This is a genomic window from Amycolatopsis sp. DG1A-15b, from assembly GCF_030285645.1.
Lineage (GTDB): Bacteria > Actinomycetota > Actinomycetes > Mycobacteriales > Pseudonocardiaceae > Amycolatopsis.
Window position 1 is genome coordinate 9548175 of sequence record NZ_CP127296.1, and the last position, 20613, is coordinate 9568787.

Genomic DNA, 20613 nt, shown 5'->3' on the forward strand with positions numbered 1-20613 from the left:
TCTTGATACTTTAGGCTGTAAAGTGATTGTCCATCGTACATTACTTTATGGTGTAAGGAGTCGGCAAGGTGGTCGTCTTCGCGGGCCAGGGCGACGCCCGCCGGTCCATGGAACTGCTGTGGGGGCCGCGCGTGGTGGCGCCGCGCACCGGCCCGGGGCCCAAGCCGGGCTTGTCCGTCGAGGCGATCGTCGCGGCGGCGATCGAGATCGCGGACGCCGAGGGCATGGCGGCGCTGTCGATGCGCGCGGTCGGGGAGCGCCTCGGCCGCACGGCGATGGCGCTGTACACGTACGTCCCGGGCAAGACCGAGCTGGTCGACCTCATGTACGACCGGACGCTGGGCGAGCTGCCCGCGTCGTTCCCGGTCTCTTCCGGTTGGCGCCCGGCGGCGCTGGCCTTGGCCGGTTCGCTGTGGGACCTGCACCTGCGGCACCCGTGGCTGCTGCAGGTCTCGCCCGCGCGGCCGGTGCTGGGGCCGGGGGAGTTCCACGTCCAGGAGACGCTGCTTTCCGTCCTGGCGTCGACCGGGCTGCCGTTGTCCCGGGTGCGGTGGGTGGTGGCGGCGTTGTTCAACATCGTCCGCGGCTCGGTCCAGGCGGCGGCGGAGTCCCGACAGGCGGCCCACGAGACGGGACAGTCCGAAGAGGACTGGTGGTCCGCGCGGTCGGCGCTGCTGGGGGAGCTGGCGCCGGATCTGTCGGCCCGGTTCCCGACGGTGGCCCGGTTGGGGGAGGAAGGTGAATACGAGGCGTCGGAGTCCGATGAGCCTTACCTCGAGAGGGAGGCGCGGCTGTCGTTCGAGGCGGGGCTGGAGTTGGTGCTGGACGGCGTCGAGGCGGCGATCGTCAAGGCTTCCGGGCCTCGATGAGGAACCGGGTCGTGTGGGCGACGAACGGGCCGTCGCGGTCGATCTTCTCGTGCAGCTGCCGCAGCTTGTCCCGGTACCGCTCCACCGTGAACCCCGGGACCATCCAGATCACCTTGCGCAGGAAGTACACCACCGCGCCGATGTCGAAGAACTCCGTGCGCAGCGATTCCGAGCGCAGGTCGACGACCTCCAGGCCCGCGCGGGTGGCCGCCGCCACGGCGTGGTCCGGGTGGCGGCTGTTGCGGCCTTCGTCAGGCTGCGGGCCGAGGAAGAACTCCACCAGCTCGAACACGCTCGCCGGGCCGACCTGCTGGGAAAAATACGTTCCGCCGGAGCGCAGGACGCGGGCGATTTCGGACCACGAAGTCGTCACGGGGTGGCGGCTGCTGACGAGGTCGAAGACGGCGTCGCGGAAGGGGAAGCCGGCGGTGGCCACGATCCGGACCCCGCGGGGCCGCAGCCGGGCCGATGCCTTCGCGATGTTCGGTGGCCAGGACTCGGTCGCGGCCATCAGCGGCGGCAGGGCGGGGCAGCCGCCGAGGACTTCGCCGCCGCCGGTTTCCAGGTCGAGTGCCGCCTGCGCGACACCGAGACGGGAGCCCAGGAGGCGCTGGTAGCCCCATGAAGGGCGGGCCTCGGTGGCCCGGCCGTCGAGCCAGGAGAAGTCCCAGCCGTCGACGGACACCGCCGAAGCTTCGGCCACGAGATTCTCGAACACGCCTCCGATGGTCACAAAGCCGGCGGCGGACCGCCACCGGGTTTCCGCACCGGCGGCGGGGGCACCGGCTTGGCCAGCGCGACGGCGTCGAACGCCACCACGACCGGCCCGCGCCGGGTCTCCACCGTGCAGGAGTCCTCGTCGCGCGCCACCAAATCGCCGAGCGCGTCGGTGAAGCCGCCCTCGATGCGGTAGCGCACCACGACTCGCGTCCCCAGCGGCAGGTCCCGCAGCAGTTTCACGCCACCACCTCCGAAACCGAGGCCCCGGCACCCGCCGGCTCGGCGTGGCCCAACTCTGCCAGCCAGCCGCGGAACACCCGGTGCAGGGCCTCCGCCCCGACGACCTCGTCCGGGAACCGCAGCTCGCGCGGGTGCACCACGAACCCGCGCTGCTGCGGGCCGCCGAGGCCGCCGTGCGAGCCCACGTGCGTCTCGAACGGGGACGCCTGGTCCGAATCCGGGTCGTACCGGCTGTTGATCATCACGTCCGCGCAGTGCGGGAATGTGTCCACCCGGCGGATCAGGTCCGCCGCGTGCGGGCCGTACGGCGGCAGCGGATCCTCGCCGATGACGACCCCCGTCGCCAGCCGGTGCAGGCCGTCGCGGCCCAGGACCACCGGGCCGAACTCGCGGCTGCGCACCAGCAGGAAGCCGACGCCGGCGTGGTCCACCAGGGACGGCAGCAGGTCCGGGAACTCTCGCTCGATCGTCTCCAGCTCGACGCGGCCTTCGTGCTCGGTGAACGACACCATCGCGAGGTGCCCGGACACGACCACCACCACGCCGGGTGCCACGCGGGTGACCGCGCCGGGCGAGCCGGACGTCGTGCGCGGGCGGTCCTCGGCGCACTCCGCGTCCTCGACTCGGGCGCGCAGCCGGCGCGCGATCAGGCCGCCGCTCGTCGTCGCCTCGGCCAGGGCCGCGTTGATCTGCCAGCTCTCGGCCTGCCGCCGCTTCCCCGAAGACGCCGCGGTCGGCGACGGCGAACCACCGCACAGCCGGCCGACGTACGCCTCGATCGTCTCGCCGAACCGCTGCGAGAACGCCTGGCCCTGGGTCTGGCCGTGGTCCGACAGCGCCACGATGTGGTAGCGGCGCGGCGCCAGCCGGCTCGCCCGGTGCAGCCGCGCGATCTGCTGGTCGATCGAGCGCAGCACCGACAGCGTGTCGAACCGCTCGATGCCGGAGTGGTGCGCGACCTCGTCGTAGCCGAGGAAGTCCGCGTACACGACCGGCCGCCCGGCGAGCATGTCGCCGAGGATCGCGGAGACGACGACGTCCCGCGCGATCACCGTCGTGCCCGGGCGGGCCAGCGGGTACCAGCCGCCGCGCGGGATCCGCGGCACCACACCGGCGCGGCGCTGGCGCACCGACGCGCTGATTTCGCGGAAGACGTCGACGAGCGCGACGGCGAACGTGCGCAGCGCGTTGACCGGGTTCGCGAAGTAGGCGTAGTAGCCCGCGCCGAGCCGATCCCGGTGCCGGCGCAGCAGCTTTTTCGGGACCAGCACCGGGATCGAGCTCATCGTGAGGCTGACGTGGGCGGCGTCGCCGGAGAACAGGTTGCCGCGGCTCGCGCCGTCGCCGGACAGGAGGCCGCGCCCGTCGGAGTGCCGCCGCTCGATCTCGGCCGCGTCGGCCGGGTGCGCGCACGCCATCACGTGGTCGCGGTCATTTTCGTACCAGCGGAAGCCGAGGATGTCGTGGTTGGAGCCGTGCAGGATGCCGCAGACGCTCGCCCGGTCTGCGAGCTCCAGTCCGTGTGCCACCGGGTGAACGCGTGGCTGTCCTCGGCGAGCCACGCGGCGAACGTCGGCATGTCGCCGTCGCGGATCGCGCGGCGGACGGTGTCGTACCCGAGGCCGTCGATCTGCAGGAACAGCACCCCGGGCGGCTGGTCCGCGGCCCCGGTGGCGGGGGTGTGCCGGCGGCGGCGCCGGGCGGCGCGGCGGAAGAAGATCTCGTCCTCGTCGACGGCGAGCACGCTCGAGATGAGCGCGCCGACGGCGGCCATGCCGAGCGTGACGATCACCGCGGTCCGGAAGCCCGCGACCTCGACGCCGGGCACGGTCCGGAACACGGCCAGCGTCCCGGCCCCGAGCAGCAGGAACCCGAAGACGCCGAAGGTGAAGAACGCCAGCGGGTAGGCGATCCGCATGACCAGTGGCCAGACCACGGCGGCGAGCAGCCCGAGCAGCAGCGCGCAGACCGTCGGCTGCCACCAGTGCGTCATCCGGAACCCGGGCAGGAGCACGTCGAGCAGGCGCAGCGCGCCGGTCACCGCGATCCAGACGAGCAACGCGCGGGCGACGGCCCGGCCGCCGCGCAGCAGCCTGCCCTTCGGCGCCGCCGTCGTCACACCGGCTCCTTGTCTTGCGCCGCCGCCGGGGTCTTGCGCCGCCACCGGGCGATCAGGCTGGCCAGCACGGTGACCAGCAGGACGAGCACCGTCGCCAGCAGCGTCGCGACGAGGGGCGAGTCGAAGAGGCCGCCGCTGAGGATGCCGAGCAGGGCGTACGCGCTCGCCCAGAGGACGCACGCGCCGAGCGCGGCGGGCAGCAGGCGCCGCCACGGGTAGCCCAACGCGGCCGCGGCGAGCAGCACCGGGATGCGGCCGGCCGGGACGAGCCTGCCGATCACCACGAGCTGCCAGCCACGGCGGGCGAACTGCTCGCGGGCCTTCTCGAGCCGTTCGGCGGGCTGGCGGCGGCTGATCCAGCGGAACGCGGCTTCGCTGCCCAGGCGCGGGATCCCGAACGTCACGACGTCGCCGACGTAGGCGCCGAGGGTGGCGAGGACGATCACCAGCGGCAGGGACAGGTGGCCGGTCGTCGTCGCGACGGCGGCCGCGGCGCCGACGACCGCGCCGGTCGGCACGATCGGGATGATCGACCCGAGCAGCACGCCGCCGAACACGGCCGGGTACCCGATCGCGGCCGGGTCGGTCCAGTTCACGCACGGTCCTTCGGCGAGGGCAGGGCGACGTCGGCGCCGGGCTCGGTGAACAGGACGTCGGTGGCCCCTCCGGCGGCTTTCACTTCGGCGGCGAACACCCGCGGCGGATCGGCGAGCAGGCGCCGCATCCGGGCGGTGCGCCTGACGCCGGGGAGGGCGAGCGTGCCCCAGTGCACGGGGACGGCCGCCCGGGCTTGAACCAGCCCCGCGGCCCGCGCGGCGCGGGCGGGATCGAGGTGCCCGGGGCCGAGGTTCGGTCCCCAGCCCCAGACGGGCAGCAGGGCGACGTCGACCGGGCCGAGGCCGCGCATGCCGTCGAAGAGGTCGGTGTCGCCCGCGTTGTAGATCCGCTTGCCGTCGCTTTCGATCAGGTGCCCGAGCGCGGGGCTCTGCGGTCCGTGGGTCAGGCGCGGCCCCCACCGGTGTCCGGAGTGGACGGCTTCGGTGGCGGTGACGGTCAGGCTGCCGTCGGTGAGCGTCTCCCCGGGCGAGATCTCCTCGACGTGCTCGAAGCCCTTCCTGCGCAGCCACGTCCCGGCGCCGCGGGGGACGACGATCCGGGTGTCTTCGCCGAGCAGCCGCAGCGACGGCAGGTGCAGGTGGTCGCCGTGCAGGTGGGAAAGCAGGACGAGGTCGACGTCGGCGTAGCTTTCGGGCGCCGGCACGGGCACGACCCGGACGAGGCCGCCGACCCGCGCGGTGAGCACCGGATCGGTCAGCACGACCCGGCCGCCGAGGTCCAGGCGGACGGTCGAATGGCCGAGGAATCGCAGGCTGAAGCCGCTCACGCCCCGAGTATCACCTCCGCCGGCGCCGGACGCCCGGCGGAGTGGCCAGGGCAACGCGGCTCAGTGACCCGCGGGGAGCAGGGACGAGATGCGCAGCGAGGACGTGCCGATGCCGGTCGGGCCGCCGAACACCGAAGCCGCCGCCGGGTGGTAGCGCAGCTCCGCCTCGGTGTAGCGGCCCACGTTCTCGTGCCAGTTCAGGATTCCGGCGATCCAGTCGCGGAATTCCTGGACGTAGCCGAGCAGCATCTCCTCGACGGCCGGCTCGATGGCGTAGTCGCGCACCAGCGCCGGCAGCTCGATCGCCGACGCGTGCTCGAACTCCGCCAGCCGGGCGTGCAGCAGGTCGGTCACCACCGTGAACGCGCGCTCCTCGGTGCAGTCCAGGAAGTTCCGCACCACCAGCACCGCGTTGTGCAGCTCGCCTTCGTACTGGATCTCCTTGCGGTAGGAGTACAGGTCGTTGATCAGGCACGCCACATCCGTCGCCGAGTGCTCGATCGCCTGCACCGGCCGCGTGCGGTACAGGGCGGGCGGCACCGAACGGCCGTGCGAGAACCGCGAGAGGCTCATCGTGAGGTCCGAACCGAACGTCCGGCGCCGCATCTCGACGTAGTCGATCGGGTCCGGGATGCGGTTCTGCGCCTGGTTCGCCAGCTCCCAGAGCCAGCTCGACGTCATCGATTCGACCGCGCGGCGCACCGTGCGCCGGTTGTCCGGGGTCATGCCCGCCGTGGTCCGCGGCCAGAGGTCGGCCAGGCCCGCTTCCAGCGCCGTCGCCGGCGTCGGCATCGGCGAATCGTTCACCGGCATGAACGCCGACAGGCGGAGATTGGCCGCCTTCGCACCCGCGAGGTCGCGCGTCGCGCCGAACACCACCGGGTAGTAGTCGTCGGCGTAGGTGCCCCAGGTCAGCCAGTCGCTGGTGACGTCGAGGGCGTCGGCCGTCGCGTCCGGGTGGATGCCCGCCGCGCACAGCGGCAGGTCGGCGGCGCGCAGCTTCCGCTCGTCCCACACCACGCCGTCGAGGAAGCCGGTGCGCCGCGCCCAGTCGACGTTGCGGACCCGGCACGCGGCGAGGTGCGGGCTGAGCCGCAGCGGGAACGGCACGCCGACCGACGGCCGCGGCACGTCCACTGCGCGGAACGGCGTCGAACCGTACGCCCGGAGCCGTTGCGGTGCGGTGGCGAGCACCGACGCGAAGATGCGTGCCGCCGAGGTGCCCAGCCCGTTCGCGCCGCCCAGGTCCGGGCCGCCCCGGTCGGCCAAGGCGCCTTCGTTCATGTACCGGCTGGACCGCAGGTGCCATTCGTGCCCACCGGACTGCCAGTCCTGCAGGCCCTTGACGTAGGCGAACGTCGCCGCCCGCGCGGCCGGGTCGACGCAGTGGTCGTCGAGCAGCTCGGGCACCTCGGTGAGCGCGGTGTGCTCGAACTGGTGCAGCCGGGAGGTGATCAGGTCGTTGACCGCGTCGGCGGCCTCCTGCGTGCCCAGCCCGAGGAACTTCTCGAACACGAGCACGCCGTTGGACAGCTCGCCCTCGTCCTGCACCTCGCGCTGGTAGGAGAACAGGTCGTTGCGCAGGTGGACGCCGTCGGCGAAGCAGTCGCGCAGCACTTCCATCGGCCGGGACGCGGCGATCGCGTCGGGCACCTCGGCGTGCACGGAGTGCTCGACCAGGTTCGCCGACCACGGTGCGCCGCCGACCTTCCGCCGCATCTCGACGTACTCGATCGGGTTGGCCAGCCGGCCCTCGTTGATGTTGGCCAGCTCCCACAGCGACTCGTCCAGCAGCGCCTTCGTGCTGTCGGCGAACCGGCGCCGCCAGCCGGCCGACCGGTGCGGGACCGTCCGGTTCCACAGGTCGGTGAGGCCGCGCTCGACCGGGTTTTCCGGCGTCGCGGTGATGTCCCCCTCGACCGGCATGAACTTCTCGAGCCGGTCGAGGTAGGTGCGTGCGCTGTCGATGTCGCCGGTGCGCTTGTAGAGCTCGAGGAAGTGGTCGTCGAAGTAGAACACCCAGACGTACCAGTCGGTGATGAGGTCGAGCTCGCCGGCGCCGGCGTCGGGGTGGGTGTAGGCGCAGAGCAGCGCGTAGTCGTGGGAGTCGAGGTCGCGCTCGGTCCAGATCACCGTGCCGTGCTGCGGCACGTCGATCATGTCCTGCTCGCGCGCCCACGCCTTGCTGTGCTCGCGCGCCCGGTCCAGGTGCGGGTTCAGCCGCGCCGGGTAGGGCATGTAGAACTCGGGGAGGACGAACGGCTGTTCAGGCACACCGCGAGGCAACCAGCCGGCCGTGGTGTCCGCCAAGGGGAACAGCCGGGAAGCACACGAACGGGACGAGCGCTTCCCCCGGCCGGCCCAGCGGCGTTCCGGCCCGATCGGCGCGCGGTGGCGGGCCGTCGCACGATGGTGGAAGCCCCGAGCGAGGAGAGCAGATGACCGACGAAAACCGGGTGGTCGACAACCCGGACGAGGACCGCTACGAGCTGTGGGCGGGCGAGAAGCTGGCGGGGATCGCCCAGTACGACCGCCGCGGCGACCTCACGGTGTTCACCCACACCGAGATCGACGACACCTTCTCCGGGCAGGGCCTCGGCAAGGTACTGGCGGCGGGCGCGCTCGACGACGTCGTCGCCCACGGCGGGACGATCGTGCCGGTCTGCCCGTTCATCGCCGGCTATCTGAAGAAGAACCCGGGGTACGAAGACCACGTCCGCTGGCGGCGCGAGTAGGCCGGAAGCCCTACGAACGTTGCGCCGTCCGGGTGATCTGAGAGGTATGTCCGAATCCCTTGGTTATTAACCAACCTTCGTCGGTAGTGCGTTGGTTGCCTGGCAACGAAAGTGTCGGCACCGGCTTCGAACGCCCCACCCTGGAGGAAGTTGATGACTCCCCGGAAGACCGCCTTCAAGACCTTCGCCGTCTTGTCGGCCGCCGCGCTGACCAGCGGCGTTTGCACCTCGGCGGCCACCGCGGCCCCGCTGGCCTTCGCTGAGCTGCAGGCCCGCGCGATCACCGGCGCCACCCAGGTGGCGAACGCACTGGGCGCCGCGTCCGGCGGCGTTTACCTCGAAAACGGCAAGGCCGTCGTGAACGTCGTCGACGACGCCGCGATGCAGCAGGTGCAGGCCGCCGGCTTCACCGCGAAGAAGGTCAAGCACACCTTCGCCGCGCTCACCGGCGTCAAGAACCAGCTGGACGCGGTGAAGAACGTGCCGCAGACCGCGTGGGGCATCGACACCAAGACCAACCAGGTCGTGGTGAAGGTCTACGACGCGGCCAGCAAGGAGACCGCCGGCAAGGTCGCCGCGGCCGCCGCTCAGTACGGCGACAGCGTCCGCGTCGAGCACCGCACCGGCAAGCTGGAGCTGTACATCAAGGACGGCGACGCGATCCAGAACAGCCAGGGCCGCTGCTCGCTCGGCTTCAACGTGACGCGCGGCGGCTCGCCGTTCCTGCTCACCGCGGGCCACTGCACCAACCTCGGCGGCACCTGGTCCGGCGGCGACGTCTCGGGCGCGCAGGTCGTCGAAAGCGACTGCCCCGGCGCCGACTCCGGCCTGCTGACCCGCCCGAACGGCACCGGCCCCGGCCAGATCAACACCGGCCAGCAGATCACCAGCGCGGCGACGCCGACCGTCGGCGAGCAGATGCAGAAGCAGGGCTCGACCACCGGCGGCGGCAGCGGTGAGGTGACCTCGGTCGACGAGTCGGTCAACTTCGACGTCGGCGTGCTCAACCACGAGTTCGGCACCACCGCGCACACCGATCACGGCGACTCCGGCGGCCCGGCGTACGACGGCTCGAAGGGCCTCGGCACGCTGTCCGGCGGCGACACCCAGACCAGCTACTTCTACCCGCTCACCCTTCGAGCTGCAGGCCTACGGCCTCGAGCTCGCCTGAGCCGGGGCGCGGGCCCGCTCACTTCCGTCGGGGGAGGTGAGCGGGCCCTCGTTCCGTCACGCTTCGAGCCGCCGCGCGCGGTAGACGGCGTCGGTGTGGTGGCCCTCGCCGCGCGTCTCGCACGTCTCGACCACCCACTGCCACGGGTCGCCGAGGTAGGTCGTGATCTCCTCGGGCTCGAAGTACAGCTCCTCCGGCGGCTTCTGGCCGTCGAACTCCCGCATGGCCTTCGGCGAGTGCCCGACCACCAGCAGCGAACCGCCGGGCCGGATCGCCGCCGCGGCCGCGGTGAAGACGTCGCGGCGCAGGTCCGGCGGGAGGTGCATGTACTGCGCCGAGACCAGGTCGTACTGCGCTTCCGGCCGCCACTCGAGGATGTTGCGGTGCAGCCAGTTCACCGTCACGCCCGCCTCGGCGCCGGCTTCTTCCGCGCGGGCGAGCGCGGTGGTCGAGATGTCGACGCCGTCGACCGTCCAGCCCTGCTTCGCGAGCCAGATCGCGTCGCCGCCTTCGCCGCTGCCGAGGTCGAGGGCGTGCCCGGGTTTCAGGCCCTCGACCTCGGTGCGCAGGTTGACGTTGACGTTCCCGCTCCAGATCCGGTGCTCGTCACGCTGGTACATCGCTTCCCAGAAGTCCTGCTTGAGCATCTCGTCGACGGTCATCGGGTGGTCGTGGGACATGGTTCCTCCTCAAGGACGTCCTCTGAGCATGCGGACAACGTCCCTGAGAAGGCAAACCTCGTTGCCGGAATGGCAACTCAGGCGGTGCCGAACACCTGCAGCTCGTACAGCGAGTAGCCGTACGACGTGCCGCGCGTGACGCCGTTCATCCGCACGTACCGGCCGGTGCCGGCCAGCCCGGTGAGGTCGTCCGTGCCGCCGTTGCCCGTCGTGGTGCTGTAGATCGTCGTCCAGGTCGTGCCGTCGGCCGACGTCTGGATGCTGTACGCCTTCCCGTACGCGGCTTCCCAGCTCAGCTTGACGTGCGTGACGGACTTCGCCGCGCCGAGGTCGACGCGCAGCCACTGCGGGTCGGTGCCCTCCTTGGACGCCCACCGCGTGCTCGTCAGGTTGCCGTCCACGGCGGCGCCCGCCGGGTACGAGGACGATTCGGTGGAGGACGCCGTCGCCGGTTTTCCCTGGGACAGCAGCACTTCCGGGCCGCCGGTCACCGTGACACCCAGCGAAGCCGTCTTCGTCCCGCCGGTGAGGGTGATCGCTGCCGAGCCGGGGGCCGCGCCGGCCGCGGCGGCGATCGTGACGGTCGACGTCCCGCCGGCGGGCACCGAGGTGGGGGAGAAGGAGACGGTCACGCCCGCGGGAGCGCCGCTCGCGGAGAGCGACACGGCGTCGGTGGAGGTCACGGTGGCCGTCGCCGAGCCGCCCGGCGCGACCGTCACCGAGGACGGCGTCACGCTCAGGCCCGAGGTGCCGGCCGCCGTGAACGTCCAGCGGGCGGCGGTGCCGGAGCAGCTGCCCGCGGTCAGCGTGGTGCCCGAGGCGCGGAAGCACTTGCTGCTGGACTGGATGTCCGAGATGGTGCCGTCGGGGTTGATCGACCACTGCTGGGCCGGGCCGCCGGTGCAGGTCTGCAGCACGATCGAGCTGCCGGAGATGCCCGCGCACTTGTCGTCGATCACGAGGAACGCGCCGTGGAAGGTGAACCGCTGGTCGGCGCCGCCGGTGCAGGCCGCCACTTTCAGCGTGGCGCCGCTGCCAGGGGCGGCCAGGCAGGTGCCGGTGGAGTTGTTGCGGTACTGGCCGACCGTGGTGTTCGGCCGCGCGCCGCCCCAGCACGCACCGGTGCTCGTGGTGAAGATCGGTGTGGCGTCGTACGGCTCGTCCGACGGCGGGTCGACGACGACCGGTTCCATGACCGGCGTGTTGTCGGCGTTGTAGTGCGTGAGCGCGTCTTCGCAGTCGATCGCGTCGAAGGCGCTGCCGCCCTTGCCGCCGAGCCAGAGGTCGATGTGGCGCAGGCCGGGTCCGCCGTTCGGGCCGTGGCCGTTCCAGTCGTCGGAACACTCGTCGCAGCCGTCCTCCATGATGAAGTACTTCTTCACCCGCGGCACCCAGACCTTGGTGCCGGGCTTGAGTTCGTCGCTGCTGGTGGCGAAGGTGATCGGGTCGGCGTAGGTGCCTTTGCCGCCCGCGGTGTCGTGGATCTGCGGGTAGGAGATGTCCCCGCCGGGCGGGGTGTTGTCCCACCAGCCGTAGAAGGTGAGGAACGTCGGCTGGGTCGTGGCCGCGCTCGCCGTGCCCGCGCCGGTCAGCGCGGTGGCCAGGGCGAGGAACAGGGTCACGACGAGCACGAGCGCGCGCCGGGTCATGCTGCCTCCGGGGGACGTGGGGCGGACGATGACTGCGGCGTGCGTCCAGGTTCGCCGGGGAGTGATGGCTCGTCAAGACCTATTCGTAAAGTTTCCTAACGAACTGGGGTTCGTGTCCCACTCGGCGGGAAAATCCGGTGGGAAAGGGCTTTCCTCGGCGAAGATGACGCCATGAGCGAACAGCGGGAAATCGTGGTCACCGGCGGCGGCACCGGCATCGGGCTGGCGATCGCCGCCCGGTTCGCGGCGGCCGGCGAGCGGGTGACCGTCACCGGGCGGCGCAAGGACGTCCTCGAAGCGGCGGCGGAGAAGATCGGCGCGCGAGCGGTGGCCTTCGACGCGAGCGACCCGGCGGCGGTGCAGGCCGCACTGGCGGAGCTGCCTTCGCGGGTGGACGTCCTGATCAACAACGCCGGCGGCAACACCGACCGGGTCCGGGAAGCGCCCGCGGCCGGCGACCTGAAGGGCCTCGCCGACGCGTGGCAGGCGAACTTCGAGGCGAACGTCCTCTCCGCCGTGCTCGTCACCGCGGCGCTGAAGCCGCGCTTCGCGGACAACGTGCGCGTTGTGACTCTCGGTTCCATCGCGGCGAAGCAGGGCTCAGGCTCGTACGGCGCGGCGAAGGCGGCGATCGAGGCGTGGAACACCGACCTGGCGCGGCAACTGGGCGCCGGGGGAACGGCCAACGTCGTGGCGCCGGGTGTCGTCCTCGACACGGAGTTCTTCCACGGCACGCTGACCGACGAATGGCTGAGCTCGCGGATCTCCGTGGCGTTCAACCAGCGGGCCGGCCGTCCGGAAGAAATCGCGGACACCGTGCGGTTCCTGGCCGATCCGGGAGCCGCGCACCTCACGGGCCAGGTCGTGCACGTGAACGGCGGCGCGTACGGCGCTCGCTAGGCCATCCGGGTCGCAAGTGGGACGGCCGCCCCACGGCGGCCGCGGTCCTCTCCATGGTGGGAAGAACAGACCACCGGAAGAGAGAGGTGATCCGCCGTGACGGCCGCACCCGCAACCCCGGCCCTCCCGACGACCCGGCCCGCCGGCTGCCCGTTCGACCCGCCCGGGAACTACGCCACTCTCCGGGAAACCGCGCCCACGTCGAAGGTGCGGTGCCCGGCGGGCATGGACGCCTGGCTGGTGACGCGCTACGCCGACGTCCGCGCGGTGCTCGCCGACCGCACGATGAGCTCGCGCGGCGCGTCTTCGGTGCACGCGAACCCGAACGCCGACCTCGACTTCGAAGTCAGCCCGGGTTCGATCATCCAGCTCGACGGCGCGGCCCATTCGCGGCTGCGGAAGAAGGTGATCGCGGAGTTCACGGTGCGGCGCGTGGAGGCGCTGCGCGGGTACGTCAAGGAGCTGGTGGAGAGCCACCTCGACGCGATGCTCGTCAAGCCGGGCCGCGCGGATCTGGTGCAGGACTTCGCGTTGCCGATCCCGTCGCTGGTGATCTGCGAGCTGCTCGGCGTCCCGTACGCCGACCGCGCCCACTTCCAGCGGCAGAGCACGACGCTCGTCAGCACCGACGCGACGCGGGAGGAAGGCGAGCAGGCGTACGACGCGCTTTCCGGCTATTTGGCCGAGTTGTTCACCGCGAAGCAGCGGAATCCGCAGGACGATCTGTTCAGCAGGCTTTCGGTCGCCGGTGCCGGCGACCCGCTGACGATGGAGGAGCTGGTCGTGCTCGGGCTCAGCCTCCTGGTGGCCGGCCACGAGACGACGGCCAACATGATCGCGTTGAGCACGTTGGTGCTGCTGGAACACCCGGAACAGCGCGAAGTGGTGCTCGCCGCACCGGAGCGGGCGGTGGAGGAACTGCTGCGGTACCTGTCGGTGGTGCAGTGGGGTGTGCTGCGGTACGCGACTTCGGACGTCCAGGTCGGCTCCCGGTCGGTTCGGGCGGGCGAGTGGCTCGTGGCCGCGCTGAACTCGGCCAACCGCGACGAGTCGGTGTTCCCGGACGCGGACGAGCTCGACTTCGACCGTGAGTCGCCGCGGACGCACGTGGCGTTCGGGTTCGGGGCGCACCAGTGCGTCGGGCAGCAGCTGGCGCGGGTGGAGCTGCAGGAGGCGTTGACCGGGTTGTTCCGCCGGGTGCCCGACCTGCGGGCGGCGGTGCCGCGGGAGGAGCTGGAGTACAAGCACAACACGCTCGTGTACGGGGTCCGGGAGCTGCCGGTCGCCTGGGGGTGAAAATCGGAAGCGTCTTCCCGGCTCGGCCGTTACCGTGATCGGCAACGCGCTGATGGAGACGAGTAGTCCCGGATCGCACGGGTCCAGAGAGCCGCCGGCAGCTGGGAAGGCGGTCCCGTGCCCGGCGGCGAAGACCCTCCGGAGTGCGGGGAGGAACGGCGCCCGCGCCCCATGCCCCGCCGGCCGGCCCCCGTCACCGGGCCGCGATGAGGCCGCCTTCCGAGTGGTGAAAGTGCGGTGGCACCGCGATTCCCCTAGTCGCCCGCACTCCCGAGGGATCCGAGTTGGGAGTGCGATGAGTTCTCGTGTTCTGGCCGCCGACCTGCCCCGGTACGTCGGCGCCTCAGTTGTTGCCGCCGGGGCAAGAGAGAGAACAGCAGCCCCCACCCTCTCCGGGGGGGGCGTCCCAAGTCCAGTCTATCGGCCCCCACCGACTGAACCTCCGATTCGGCCCGCGCCGCTGGAGGTTTTCCACAAGTGAGTCACCCTGTGAGCAACCCGCCTGTCCGGCGGGGTCGAGCTGACCGAGCCCGTGGTGGAGACGCTGGCGGAGGCGGTGAAACCGCCGTTCGACCTCTGCCGGCCCGCCGTCACGGCGTCGCTGCCGACGATTCTCGACCACGCCCCCGTCGCCCTGCGCCATCCTGCGCTGAAGGAACGTTTCGCCGTCGCCGCGGCGGCCGTCTGCGGCTTCCGGTCCACTTGGACAATCTCGGCTTCATCGAGGTGCACACGCCGAAGATCGTGGCGTCGGCGACCGAATCCGGGGCGAACGTCTTCGGCATCGACTACTTCGGCCGCCGGGCCTACCTCGCGCAGTCGCCGCAGTTGTTCAAGCAGGCGCTCGTCGGCGTCTTCGAACGCGTCTACGAGGTCGGCCCGGTCTTCCGCGCCGAGCCGCACGACACCGCCCGGCACCTCGCGCAGTACACCAGCCTCGACGTCGAACTGGGGTTCATCCGGGACCACCGCGACGTCATGGCCGTGCTGCGCGAAGTCCTCGCCGGGATGGCGGACCCGGCGCTGGTCACCGTCCCCGCCGAAATCCCGGAGATCCACTTCGCGGACGCGGTGACCCTCGTGGCGGCGGACCCGGACGAGCCGGACCTCGCGCCCGCGCACGAGCGGGCGCTGTCGGAGTGGGCGCGGCGCGAGCACGGGTCGGACTTCCTGTTCGTGACCGGCTACCCGATGGCGAAACGCCCGTTCTACACCCACCCGGACCCCACGCGGCCCGGCTACTCGAACAGCTTCGACCTGCTCTTCCGCGGTGTCGAGCTGGTGACCGGCGGCCAGCGCCTCCACCGGTACGCCGACTACCTCGCGGTCCTCGGGGACGCCGCGCCGGACTACGCCGGCTACCTGCAGGCGTTCGCGCACGGCATGCCGCCCCACGGCGGCTTCGCCATCGGTCTGGAACGCTGGACCGCGCGGCTGCTCGGCGCCGCGAACGTCCGGGAGGTCACGCTGTTCCCGCGCGACCTGCACCGGCTGACCCCGTGAGGAGGGCCCATGACAGCTCGTCGCCTCTGGGCGGCCGTGGAACCGTTGCACGCCGTCGTCTACTTCGCGCCCCAGACGGCCGAAGCGGCGAAGGCGGCCGGCTTGCGCGGCTACTGGATGGGGTACTTCGCGGGGCGGCTGGCGCCCCTGGGCCCGATCGGCCCCGAACCGGCGACGGCGATGTTGTTCGGCTTCGCGCCGGCGATGGTGGCCCGGGCGTTGCCCGACGCGTGGTCGTTCGCCTCGCCCGAGGCCGTCGTCGCGTCCCGGATGGAGGCGGTGGCGTCGGCGTTGCGCTCGGTCGCAGACGACGTCCCGGAGCTGAGCGCGCTGCTCTGGCGGGCAGTGGACGCGTGCGAGTTCGGCGGCCGCCCGCTCGCGGCGGCGTGGGCGGGCGTGCCGAAGCCGGCGGATCCGCTGTCGCGGCTGTGGCTGGCGGCGACGATCCTGCGCGAGCACCGCGGCGACGGCCACGTCCTGGCGGCGGTCCACGCGGGGCTGAGCGGCTTGGAGACGACCCTCACCCACATCGGTGACGGAGTGATCGCCCGCGCGGACATCCAGCCCCATCGCGGCTGGTCGGACGCGCAGTGGGACGCGGCGGTGGACCGGCTGCGGGCCCGCGGGCTCCTCGACGAGGACGGCGTCCTGACCGACGCGGGCCGTGACCTGCGCCGCGGGATCGAGGACGACACGGACCGGCTGGCGGCGGCGCCGGTGGCGGCGCTGGGCCCCGACGTCGAGCGGCTGCTGGCGCTGGCGGTGCCGCTGAGCCGGGCGGTGATCGACCGCGGGCTGGTCACCGTGCCGAACCCGGTGGGAGTCCCGCGGCCCTGAGTGTCGATTCCGGGTCCGGCCGTTCGACGCACGGGTGACCGGACATGGGAGGACTTCATGACATTGCTCGCCGGCAAGAACGCGATCGTCTACGGCGGCGCCGGCCGGATCGGCACGGCCGTCGCCACCGCTTTCGCCGAGGAAGGCGCGCGGGTGTTCCTCGCCGGCCGGACCAGGGCCCGGCTCGACGAGGTGGCCGACCGCATCCGCGCGGCCGGCGGCCAGGCCGAGACGGCGGCGGTCGACGCCCTCGACGAGCGAGCGGTGGACGAGCACGCCGCGGCGGTGGCGGCCGAGGGCGGGATCGACGTCTCGGTCAACCTCATCGCCCACGGCGACGTCCAGGGCACGCCGCTGGTGGACATGGCGCTCGCGGACTACGAACGCCCGGTGGTGACGGCCGTGCGCACCCAGTTCCTGACCGCCCGCGCGGCGGCCCGGCACATGATCGCGCGCAGGTCCGGGGCGATCCTGTTCTTCGGGGCGCGGCTGAGCCGGTGCGCGAGTTCGCGGTCGGCGGGCTGCAGGTGGCGTTCCACGCGCTCGAGGCGATGCGCCGCCAGCTCGCGGCCGAGCTGGGCCCGCACGGGATCCGCACGGTGACGCTCCGGACGGGCGGCATCCCGGAGACGCTCCCGGCGGGCTTCCCGGGCCGCGACGCCATCGAGGAGAGCATCGTGGCCAAGACGATGGTGGGCCGCGCGGCGACGCTGGCCGACGTGGGCGCGGTAGCGGCCTTCGTGGCATCGGACCGAGCGGCATCGATGACGGCGGCGACGGTCAACGTCAGCTGCGGAGCGTTGGTCGACTAGGGGTGGTGCGCCGGGCGCAGGCCCACCGGGCACTTCACCGGGACCCCTCGCGCTGTTCGACCACCAACCGGTGATGCCGGGCCGCCCGTACCCGGTCGCCGCAGGTTGTCGAACACCAGCGGCGGCGGGCGTGCTCGCGGACGTAGTACCTGATGCAGCCGTGGGCCTCGCACGGGCGCACCAGCGGCCCCAGCTCGCCGCCGACCACCTCGATCGCGTCCCGCGCCAAGGCCGCCACCGCCGCGTCGGCGCTGCCCGGCCGGGTGCTGTGCCATTCACGCACCGGCCCGTTCCGCCAGGTGAGCCGGGGCGCGGCCGCGTCGGCGCGGGCGGCCGCGTTCACCGTGTCCACGGCGGTGGCCTCCGGTGCGCGGCCGTCCGCGAGCGCGGCCAGCAGTTCGCGGACCGCGGCGCGCAGGTCCGTCAGGCGGCCCAGCTCGTCCGGGCCGGAGACGGCCGCCGCGAGTCCGTGCCGCCGCAGCCAGTCCGTGGCCGCGCCGGGGGAGGCGAGGTCGTCGACCTGGCCGGCGGCGGTCAGCCGCCGGGTGTTGACCAGTGCCAGTGCCGGCGAGCGGTCCTCGCCCGGTGCCGCCGTGACCATGTCCGCCTCCCGAAGTCCGTTCCCGAAGTGTCCCCGACCGTTGACAGCCTACGCCATCTCATGGATAAATAAAAAATAAACATGAGAGGAGACCGCCGTGGTCACCGTTCGCCACCGCTACGCCACCGTCGCCGGGCACCGGCTGTTCTACCGGGAGGCCGGCCCCGCCGGGGCGCCCACGATCGTGCTGCTGCACGGCTTCCCGACGAGCTCGCACATGTTCCGGCACCTCATCCCGGCGCTGGCCGACCGCTACCACGTCATCGCGCCGGACTACCTCGGCGCGGGCGCGTCCGATGCGCCGCCCACCAGCGACTTCACCTACACCTTCGACGCGCTCGCCGAACTCACGCTCGGCCTGCTCGACCAGATCGGCCTCGGCCGCTTCGCGCTCTACATCCAGGACTTCGGTGCGCCGGTGGGCCTCCGGATCGCGGCCGCGCACCCCGATCGGGTGACCGCGATCGTCACGCAGAACGGCAACGCCTACGTCGACGGCCTGGGCGCCGGGCTGCCGCAGAAGCTCGCCGCCGGCACGCTGTCCGAGGACGACCTGCGCGGCATGGTCACCCTCGAGGCCACCCGGGCGCAGTACCTCGACGGCGTGCCCGACCCGTCGCTGGTCAGCCCGGACGTCTGGATCCACGACCAGGCGCTGCTGGACCGCCCCGGCGCCGCGGCGATCCAGCAGGCGCTGCTCGCCGACTACCACCACAACATCGGCTGGTACCCGAAGTTCCACGAGTACTTCCGGACCAGCCGGGTCCCGCTGCTCGCGGTCTGGGGCGGCAACGACGAAATCTTCGTCGCCGACGGCGCCCGCGCGTACGCCCGCGACCTGCCCGACGCCGAAATCCACCTGCTCGACTCCGGGCATTTCGCGCTCGAGACGCACTTGGACGCCATCGCCGGGTACATCCGGGGGTTCCTCGGACGGGTGCTGCCCGTTGACCGGGACGCCAGTTGACCACCGGTCCGGCGCGCTCGTAGGGTCGATTCGCACTCCGCCGTCGTCATCAGCCATGGAGGACGGTATGAGTCGACTGATTCGGGCGGGGGCGATCGCGATCGCGCTCGCCGCCGCGGCGATCACCCCGGCGGCGGCCGCGGATCCCCTGCTCTCCCAAGGTAAGCCGGTGACGGCGTCGTCGTCGGGTGGCTGCTGCCCGGCGGCGAACGCGGTCGACGGCGACAGCGCGACCCGCTGGGCCAGCGCGGCGGGCGTCGATCCACAGTGGATTTACGTCGACCTCGGCGCGGCGGTGCACGTCAGCCGCGTCCGGCTGCAGTGGGACGCTTCCTGCGCCACCGCCTACGAAATCGACACCTCGGCCGACCACGTCGCCTGGACGAAGATCTACTCGACGGACGCGGGCAAGGGCGGCGTCGAGGACCTGACCTCGCTCGACGGCACCGGCCGGTACGTCCGGGTCTACGGCACCAAACGCTGCCGCACCGACGCGTCGAAGGGCTACTCGCTGCAGGAATTCGGCGTCTACGGCTCGGCCGGCGACGTCCGGCCGCCGTCACCGCCCGGCACGCCGACGCTCGCCGGGGTCACGCCGACCAGCGCCACGATCGAGTGGACCGCGGCCACCGACGACGTCGGCGTCACGGGCTACGACGTCTACCGCGACGGCCAGCTCTGCGCGAGCACGACCGGCGCGCTGACGGCGACCTGCGGCAACCTCGGCCCGAACGGCAGCTACGGCTTCTACGTCAACGCCCGGGACGCGGCCGGGAACGTCTCGCAGGCCAGCGGGACGCTGCAGGTGAAGACGCCGCCGTCCGACGACCACACGCCGCCGTCGGCGCCGTCGAACCTGCACACGACCGCGGTCGACAGCACGTCGATCGGCCTCGCGTGGACGGCGTCGACCGACGAAGTGGGGGTCAGCGGCTACCGGATCTACGACGGCGGCACGCAGGTCGGGACGTCCGACACGACGAACACCACGCTCGGCGGCCTGACCCCGAACACGGCGTACCACCTGCAGGTGCGGGCCTTCGACGCGAACGGCAACCTCAGCGAGCCGAGCACGCCGGTCCTGGACGTCACCACCACCGGTGGCTCGAACTGCACGCCGTCGCAGGGTGTCTGCGGCGCCACGCAGGCCGGCACCGACGACGACGTCGTGTGGGGCCTGGTGACCCTGCCGGACGGCACGATCCTCTACAACCAGCGCGACGCGCACGCCGTCGTCCACCTCAACCCGAAGACCGGCGCCAAGAAGACGATCGGAACCGTGCCGAACGTCCAGAGCACCGACGGCGAAGGCGGGCTGACCGGGCTGGAGATCAACCCGGCGTCGTTCGCGTCCGACCACTGGCTGTACATCATGCACACTTCGCCGAACGACAACCGGATCGTGCGGATCAAGTACGACCCGGCCGCCGACTCGCTGACCACGAGCACCGAGCAGATCCTGCTGACCGGCATCGCGCGCAACAAGTTCCACAACGGTGGCCGGCTGCGGTTCAGCCCGGACGGCCGGTACCTGTTCGCGGGCACGGGTGACGCGCAGAACAGCAGCAACGCCCCGAACACCAGCAGCCCCAACGGAAAGGTGCTGCGGATCAACCCGGACGGCACGATCCCGGCGGACAACCCGTTCCACAACGCGGTGTGGAGCTACGGGCACCGGAACGTCCAGGGTCTGGCGTTCGACTCGCAGGGCAGGCTGTGGGAGCAGGAGTTCGGCAACAGCATCATGGACGAGACGAACCTGATCGTGAAGGGCGGCAACTACGGCTGGCCCTCCTGCGAGGGAACGTCGGGTTCGTGCGACGGGTTCATCGCGCCGAAGAAGACGTACCCGGTGGCGCAGGGCTCGTGCAGCGGCATCACGATCATCCGTGACGCGCTTTACGTGGCCTGCCAGCGCGGCGCGCGGCTCTACCGCGCGGTGATCAGCGGCAGCTCGCTGACGAACTTCCGGACGTTCTTCAACGGCACGTACGGGCGGCTCCGCACGGTCGAGCCCGCTCCGGACGGGCAGCTGTGGCTGGCGACCAGTGTGGACGGTGACAAGGACAGCACGCCGCACAACAGCCACAACAAGATCCTGCGGGTGTCGGTGGGGTGAGGCCGCGCTGA

At 71.9% G+C, this 20613-nt stretch carries 16 protein-coding genes and 3 pseudogenes; 10 read left to right on the forward strand and 9 right to left on the reverse strand.

The annotated features are described in order from the left end of the window. The first annotated feature begins 68 nt into the window (after positions 1-68). The gene (locus QRY02_RS44415) at positions 69-869 is read left to right on the forward strand and encodes a TetR/AcrR family transcriptional regulator (protein WP_285988674.1); all 801 of its coding nucleotides are present in this window, start codon (positions 69-71) and stop codon (positions 867-869) included. On the opposite strand, the gene QRY02_RS44420 is transcribed toward QRY02_RS44415, so the two are convergent. From QRY02_RS44420 to QRY02_RS44445, 6 genes and pseudogenes are all read right to left on the reverse strand, one after another. Further along, entirely contained in the window at positions 847-1602 is a 756-nt protein-coding gene (locus QRY02_RS44420; protein WP_502874170.1) for a methyltransferase domain-containing protein, read from the reverse strand. The genes QRY02_RS44415 and QRY02_RS44420 overlap by 23 nt on opposite strands. Beyond that, complete coding sequence (locus QRY02_RS44425; protein WP_285988675.1) at positions 1599-1829, reverse strand: putative acetyltransferase; 231 nt, start codon at positions 1827-1829, stop codon at positions 1599-1601. Before QRY02_RS44425 ends, QRY02_RS44420 begins: the two co-directional genes overlap by 4 nt. Then, a pseudogene (locus QRY02_RS44430) lies at positions 1826-3948 on the reverse strand (phage holin family protein). Before QRY02_RS44430 ends, QRY02_RS44425 begins: the two are co-directional and overlap by 4 nt. Next, entirely contained in the window at positions 3945-4544 is a 600-nt protein-coding gene (locus tag QRY02_RS44435) for a DedA family protein (protein WP_285988676.1), read from the reverse strand. The pseudogene QRY02_RS44430 and the gene QRY02_RS44435 overlap by 4 nt, the downstream one beginning before the upstream one ends. Beyond that, positions 4541-5332 (reverse strand): MBL fold metallo-hydrolase, encoded by a 792-nt coding sequence (locus QRY02_RS44440; RefSeq protein ID WP_285988677.1) that lies wholly within the window; start codon positions 5330-5332, stop codon positions 4541-4543. The genes QRY02_RS44435 and QRY02_RS44440 overlap by 4 nt, the downstream gene beginning before the upstream one ends. Before the next feature lie 60 nt (positions 5333-5392). Next, positions 5393-7570: a terpene synthase family protein gene (locus tag QRY02_RS44445; RefSeq protein ID WP_285994095.1), complete on the reverse strand. Its 2178-nt coding sequence runs from the start codon at positions 7568-7570 to the stop codon at positions 5393-5395. 200 nt (positions 7571-7770) lie between these two features. On the opposite strand from QRY02_RS44445, the gene QRY02_RS44450 reads away from it, so the two are divergent. Both QRY02_RS44450 and QRY02_RS49000 read left to right on the forward strand, forming a co-directional pair. Further along, positions 7771-8067: a GNAT family N-acetyltransferase gene (locus tag QRY02_RS44450; protein ID WP_285988678.1), complete on the forward strand. Its 297-nt coding sequence runs from the start codon at positions 7771-7773 to the stop codon at positions 8065-8067. Between the two features lie 153 nt (positions 8068-8220). Further along, a pseudogene (locus QRY02_RS49000) lies at positions 8221-8595 on the forward strand (alpha-lytic protease prodomain-containing protein); the annotation flags it as partial. Between the two features lie 699 nt (positions 8596-9294). Here QRY02_RS49000 and QRY02_RS44460 read toward each other — a convergent pair. Then, positions 9295-9918: an SAM-dependent methyltransferase gene (locus QRY02_RS44460; RefSeq protein WP_353069659.1), complete on the reverse strand. Its 624-nt coding sequence runs from the start codon at positions 9916-9918 to the stop codon at positions 9295-9297. A 77-nt stretch (positions 9919-9995) separates the two neighbouring features. Next, positions 9996-11567, reverse strand: a complete 1572-nt coding sequence (locus QRY02_RS48760; protein ID WP_353068360.1) for a discoidin domain-containing protein — start codon at positions 11565-11567, stop codon at positions 9996-9998. A gap of 171 nt (positions 11568-11738) precedes the next feature. On the opposite strand from QRY02_RS48760, the gene QRY02_RS44475 reads away from it, so the two are divergent. The 5 genes and pseudogenes from QRY02_RS44475 to QRY02_RS44495 all read left to right on the forward strand — a co-directional run bounded on the left by QRY02_RS44475 (position 11739) and on the right by QRY02_RS44495 (position 16915). After that, positions 11739-12467, forward strand: coding sequence for an SDR family oxidoreductase (locus QRY02_RS44475; protein ID WP_285988679.1), 729 nt, complete (start codon positions 11739-11741; stop codon positions 12465-12467). A gap of 96 nt (positions 12468-12563) precedes the next feature. Continuing rightward, positions 12564-13763, forward strand: coding sequence for a cytochrome P450 (locus tag QRY02_RS44480; protein WP_285988680.1), 1200 nt, complete (start codon positions 12564-12566; stop codon positions 13761-13763). A 702-nt stretch (positions 13764-14465) separates the two neighbouring features. Continuing rightward, positions 14466-15266: an aspartate--tRNA(Asn) ligase gene (aspS, locus tag QRY02_RS44485; protein WP_285988681.1), complete on the forward strand. Its 801-nt coding sequence runs from the start codon at positions 14466-14468 to the stop codon at positions 15264-15266. Positions 15267-15275: 9 nt separating this feature from the next. Further along, the gene (locus QRY02_RS44490; RefSeq protein WP_285988682.1) at positions 15276-16103 is read left to right on the forward strand and encodes an SCO6745 family protein; all 828 of its coding nucleotides are present in this window, start codon (positions 15276-15278) and stop codon (positions 16101-16103) included. 57 nt (positions 16104-16160) lie between these two features. Then, positions 16161-16915 (forward strand): annotated as a pseudogene (locus tag QRY02_RS44495) (SDR family NAD(P)-dependent oxidoreductase). A gap of 34 nt (positions 16916-16949) precedes the next feature. Here QRY02_RS44495 and QRY02_RS44500 read toward each other — a convergent pair. Beyond that, positions 16950-17516, reverse strand: coding sequence for a CGNR zinc finger domain-containing protein (locus QRY02_RS44500; protein ID WP_285988683.1), 567 nt, complete (start codon positions 17514-17516; stop codon positions 16950-16952). Between the two features lie 97 nt (positions 17517-17613). Here QRY02_RS44500 and QRY02_RS44505 point away from each other — a divergent pair, with 97 nt between their 5' ends. Continuing rightward, a complete protein-coding gene (locus QRY02_RS44505) occupies positions 17614-18483 on the forward strand; it encodes an alpha/beta fold hydrolase (protein WP_285988684.1) in 870 nt (289 codons plus the stop codon). Positions 18484-18550: 67 nt separating this feature from the next. Continuing rightward, the gene (locus QRY02_RS44510; protein ID WP_285988685.1) at positions 18551-20602 is read left to right on the forward strand and encodes a PQQ-dependent sugar dehydrogenase; all 2052 of its coding nucleotides are present in this window, start codon (positions 18551-18553) and stop codon (positions 20600-20602) included. The last annotated feature ends 11 nt before the right edge of the window (positions 20603-20613 follow it).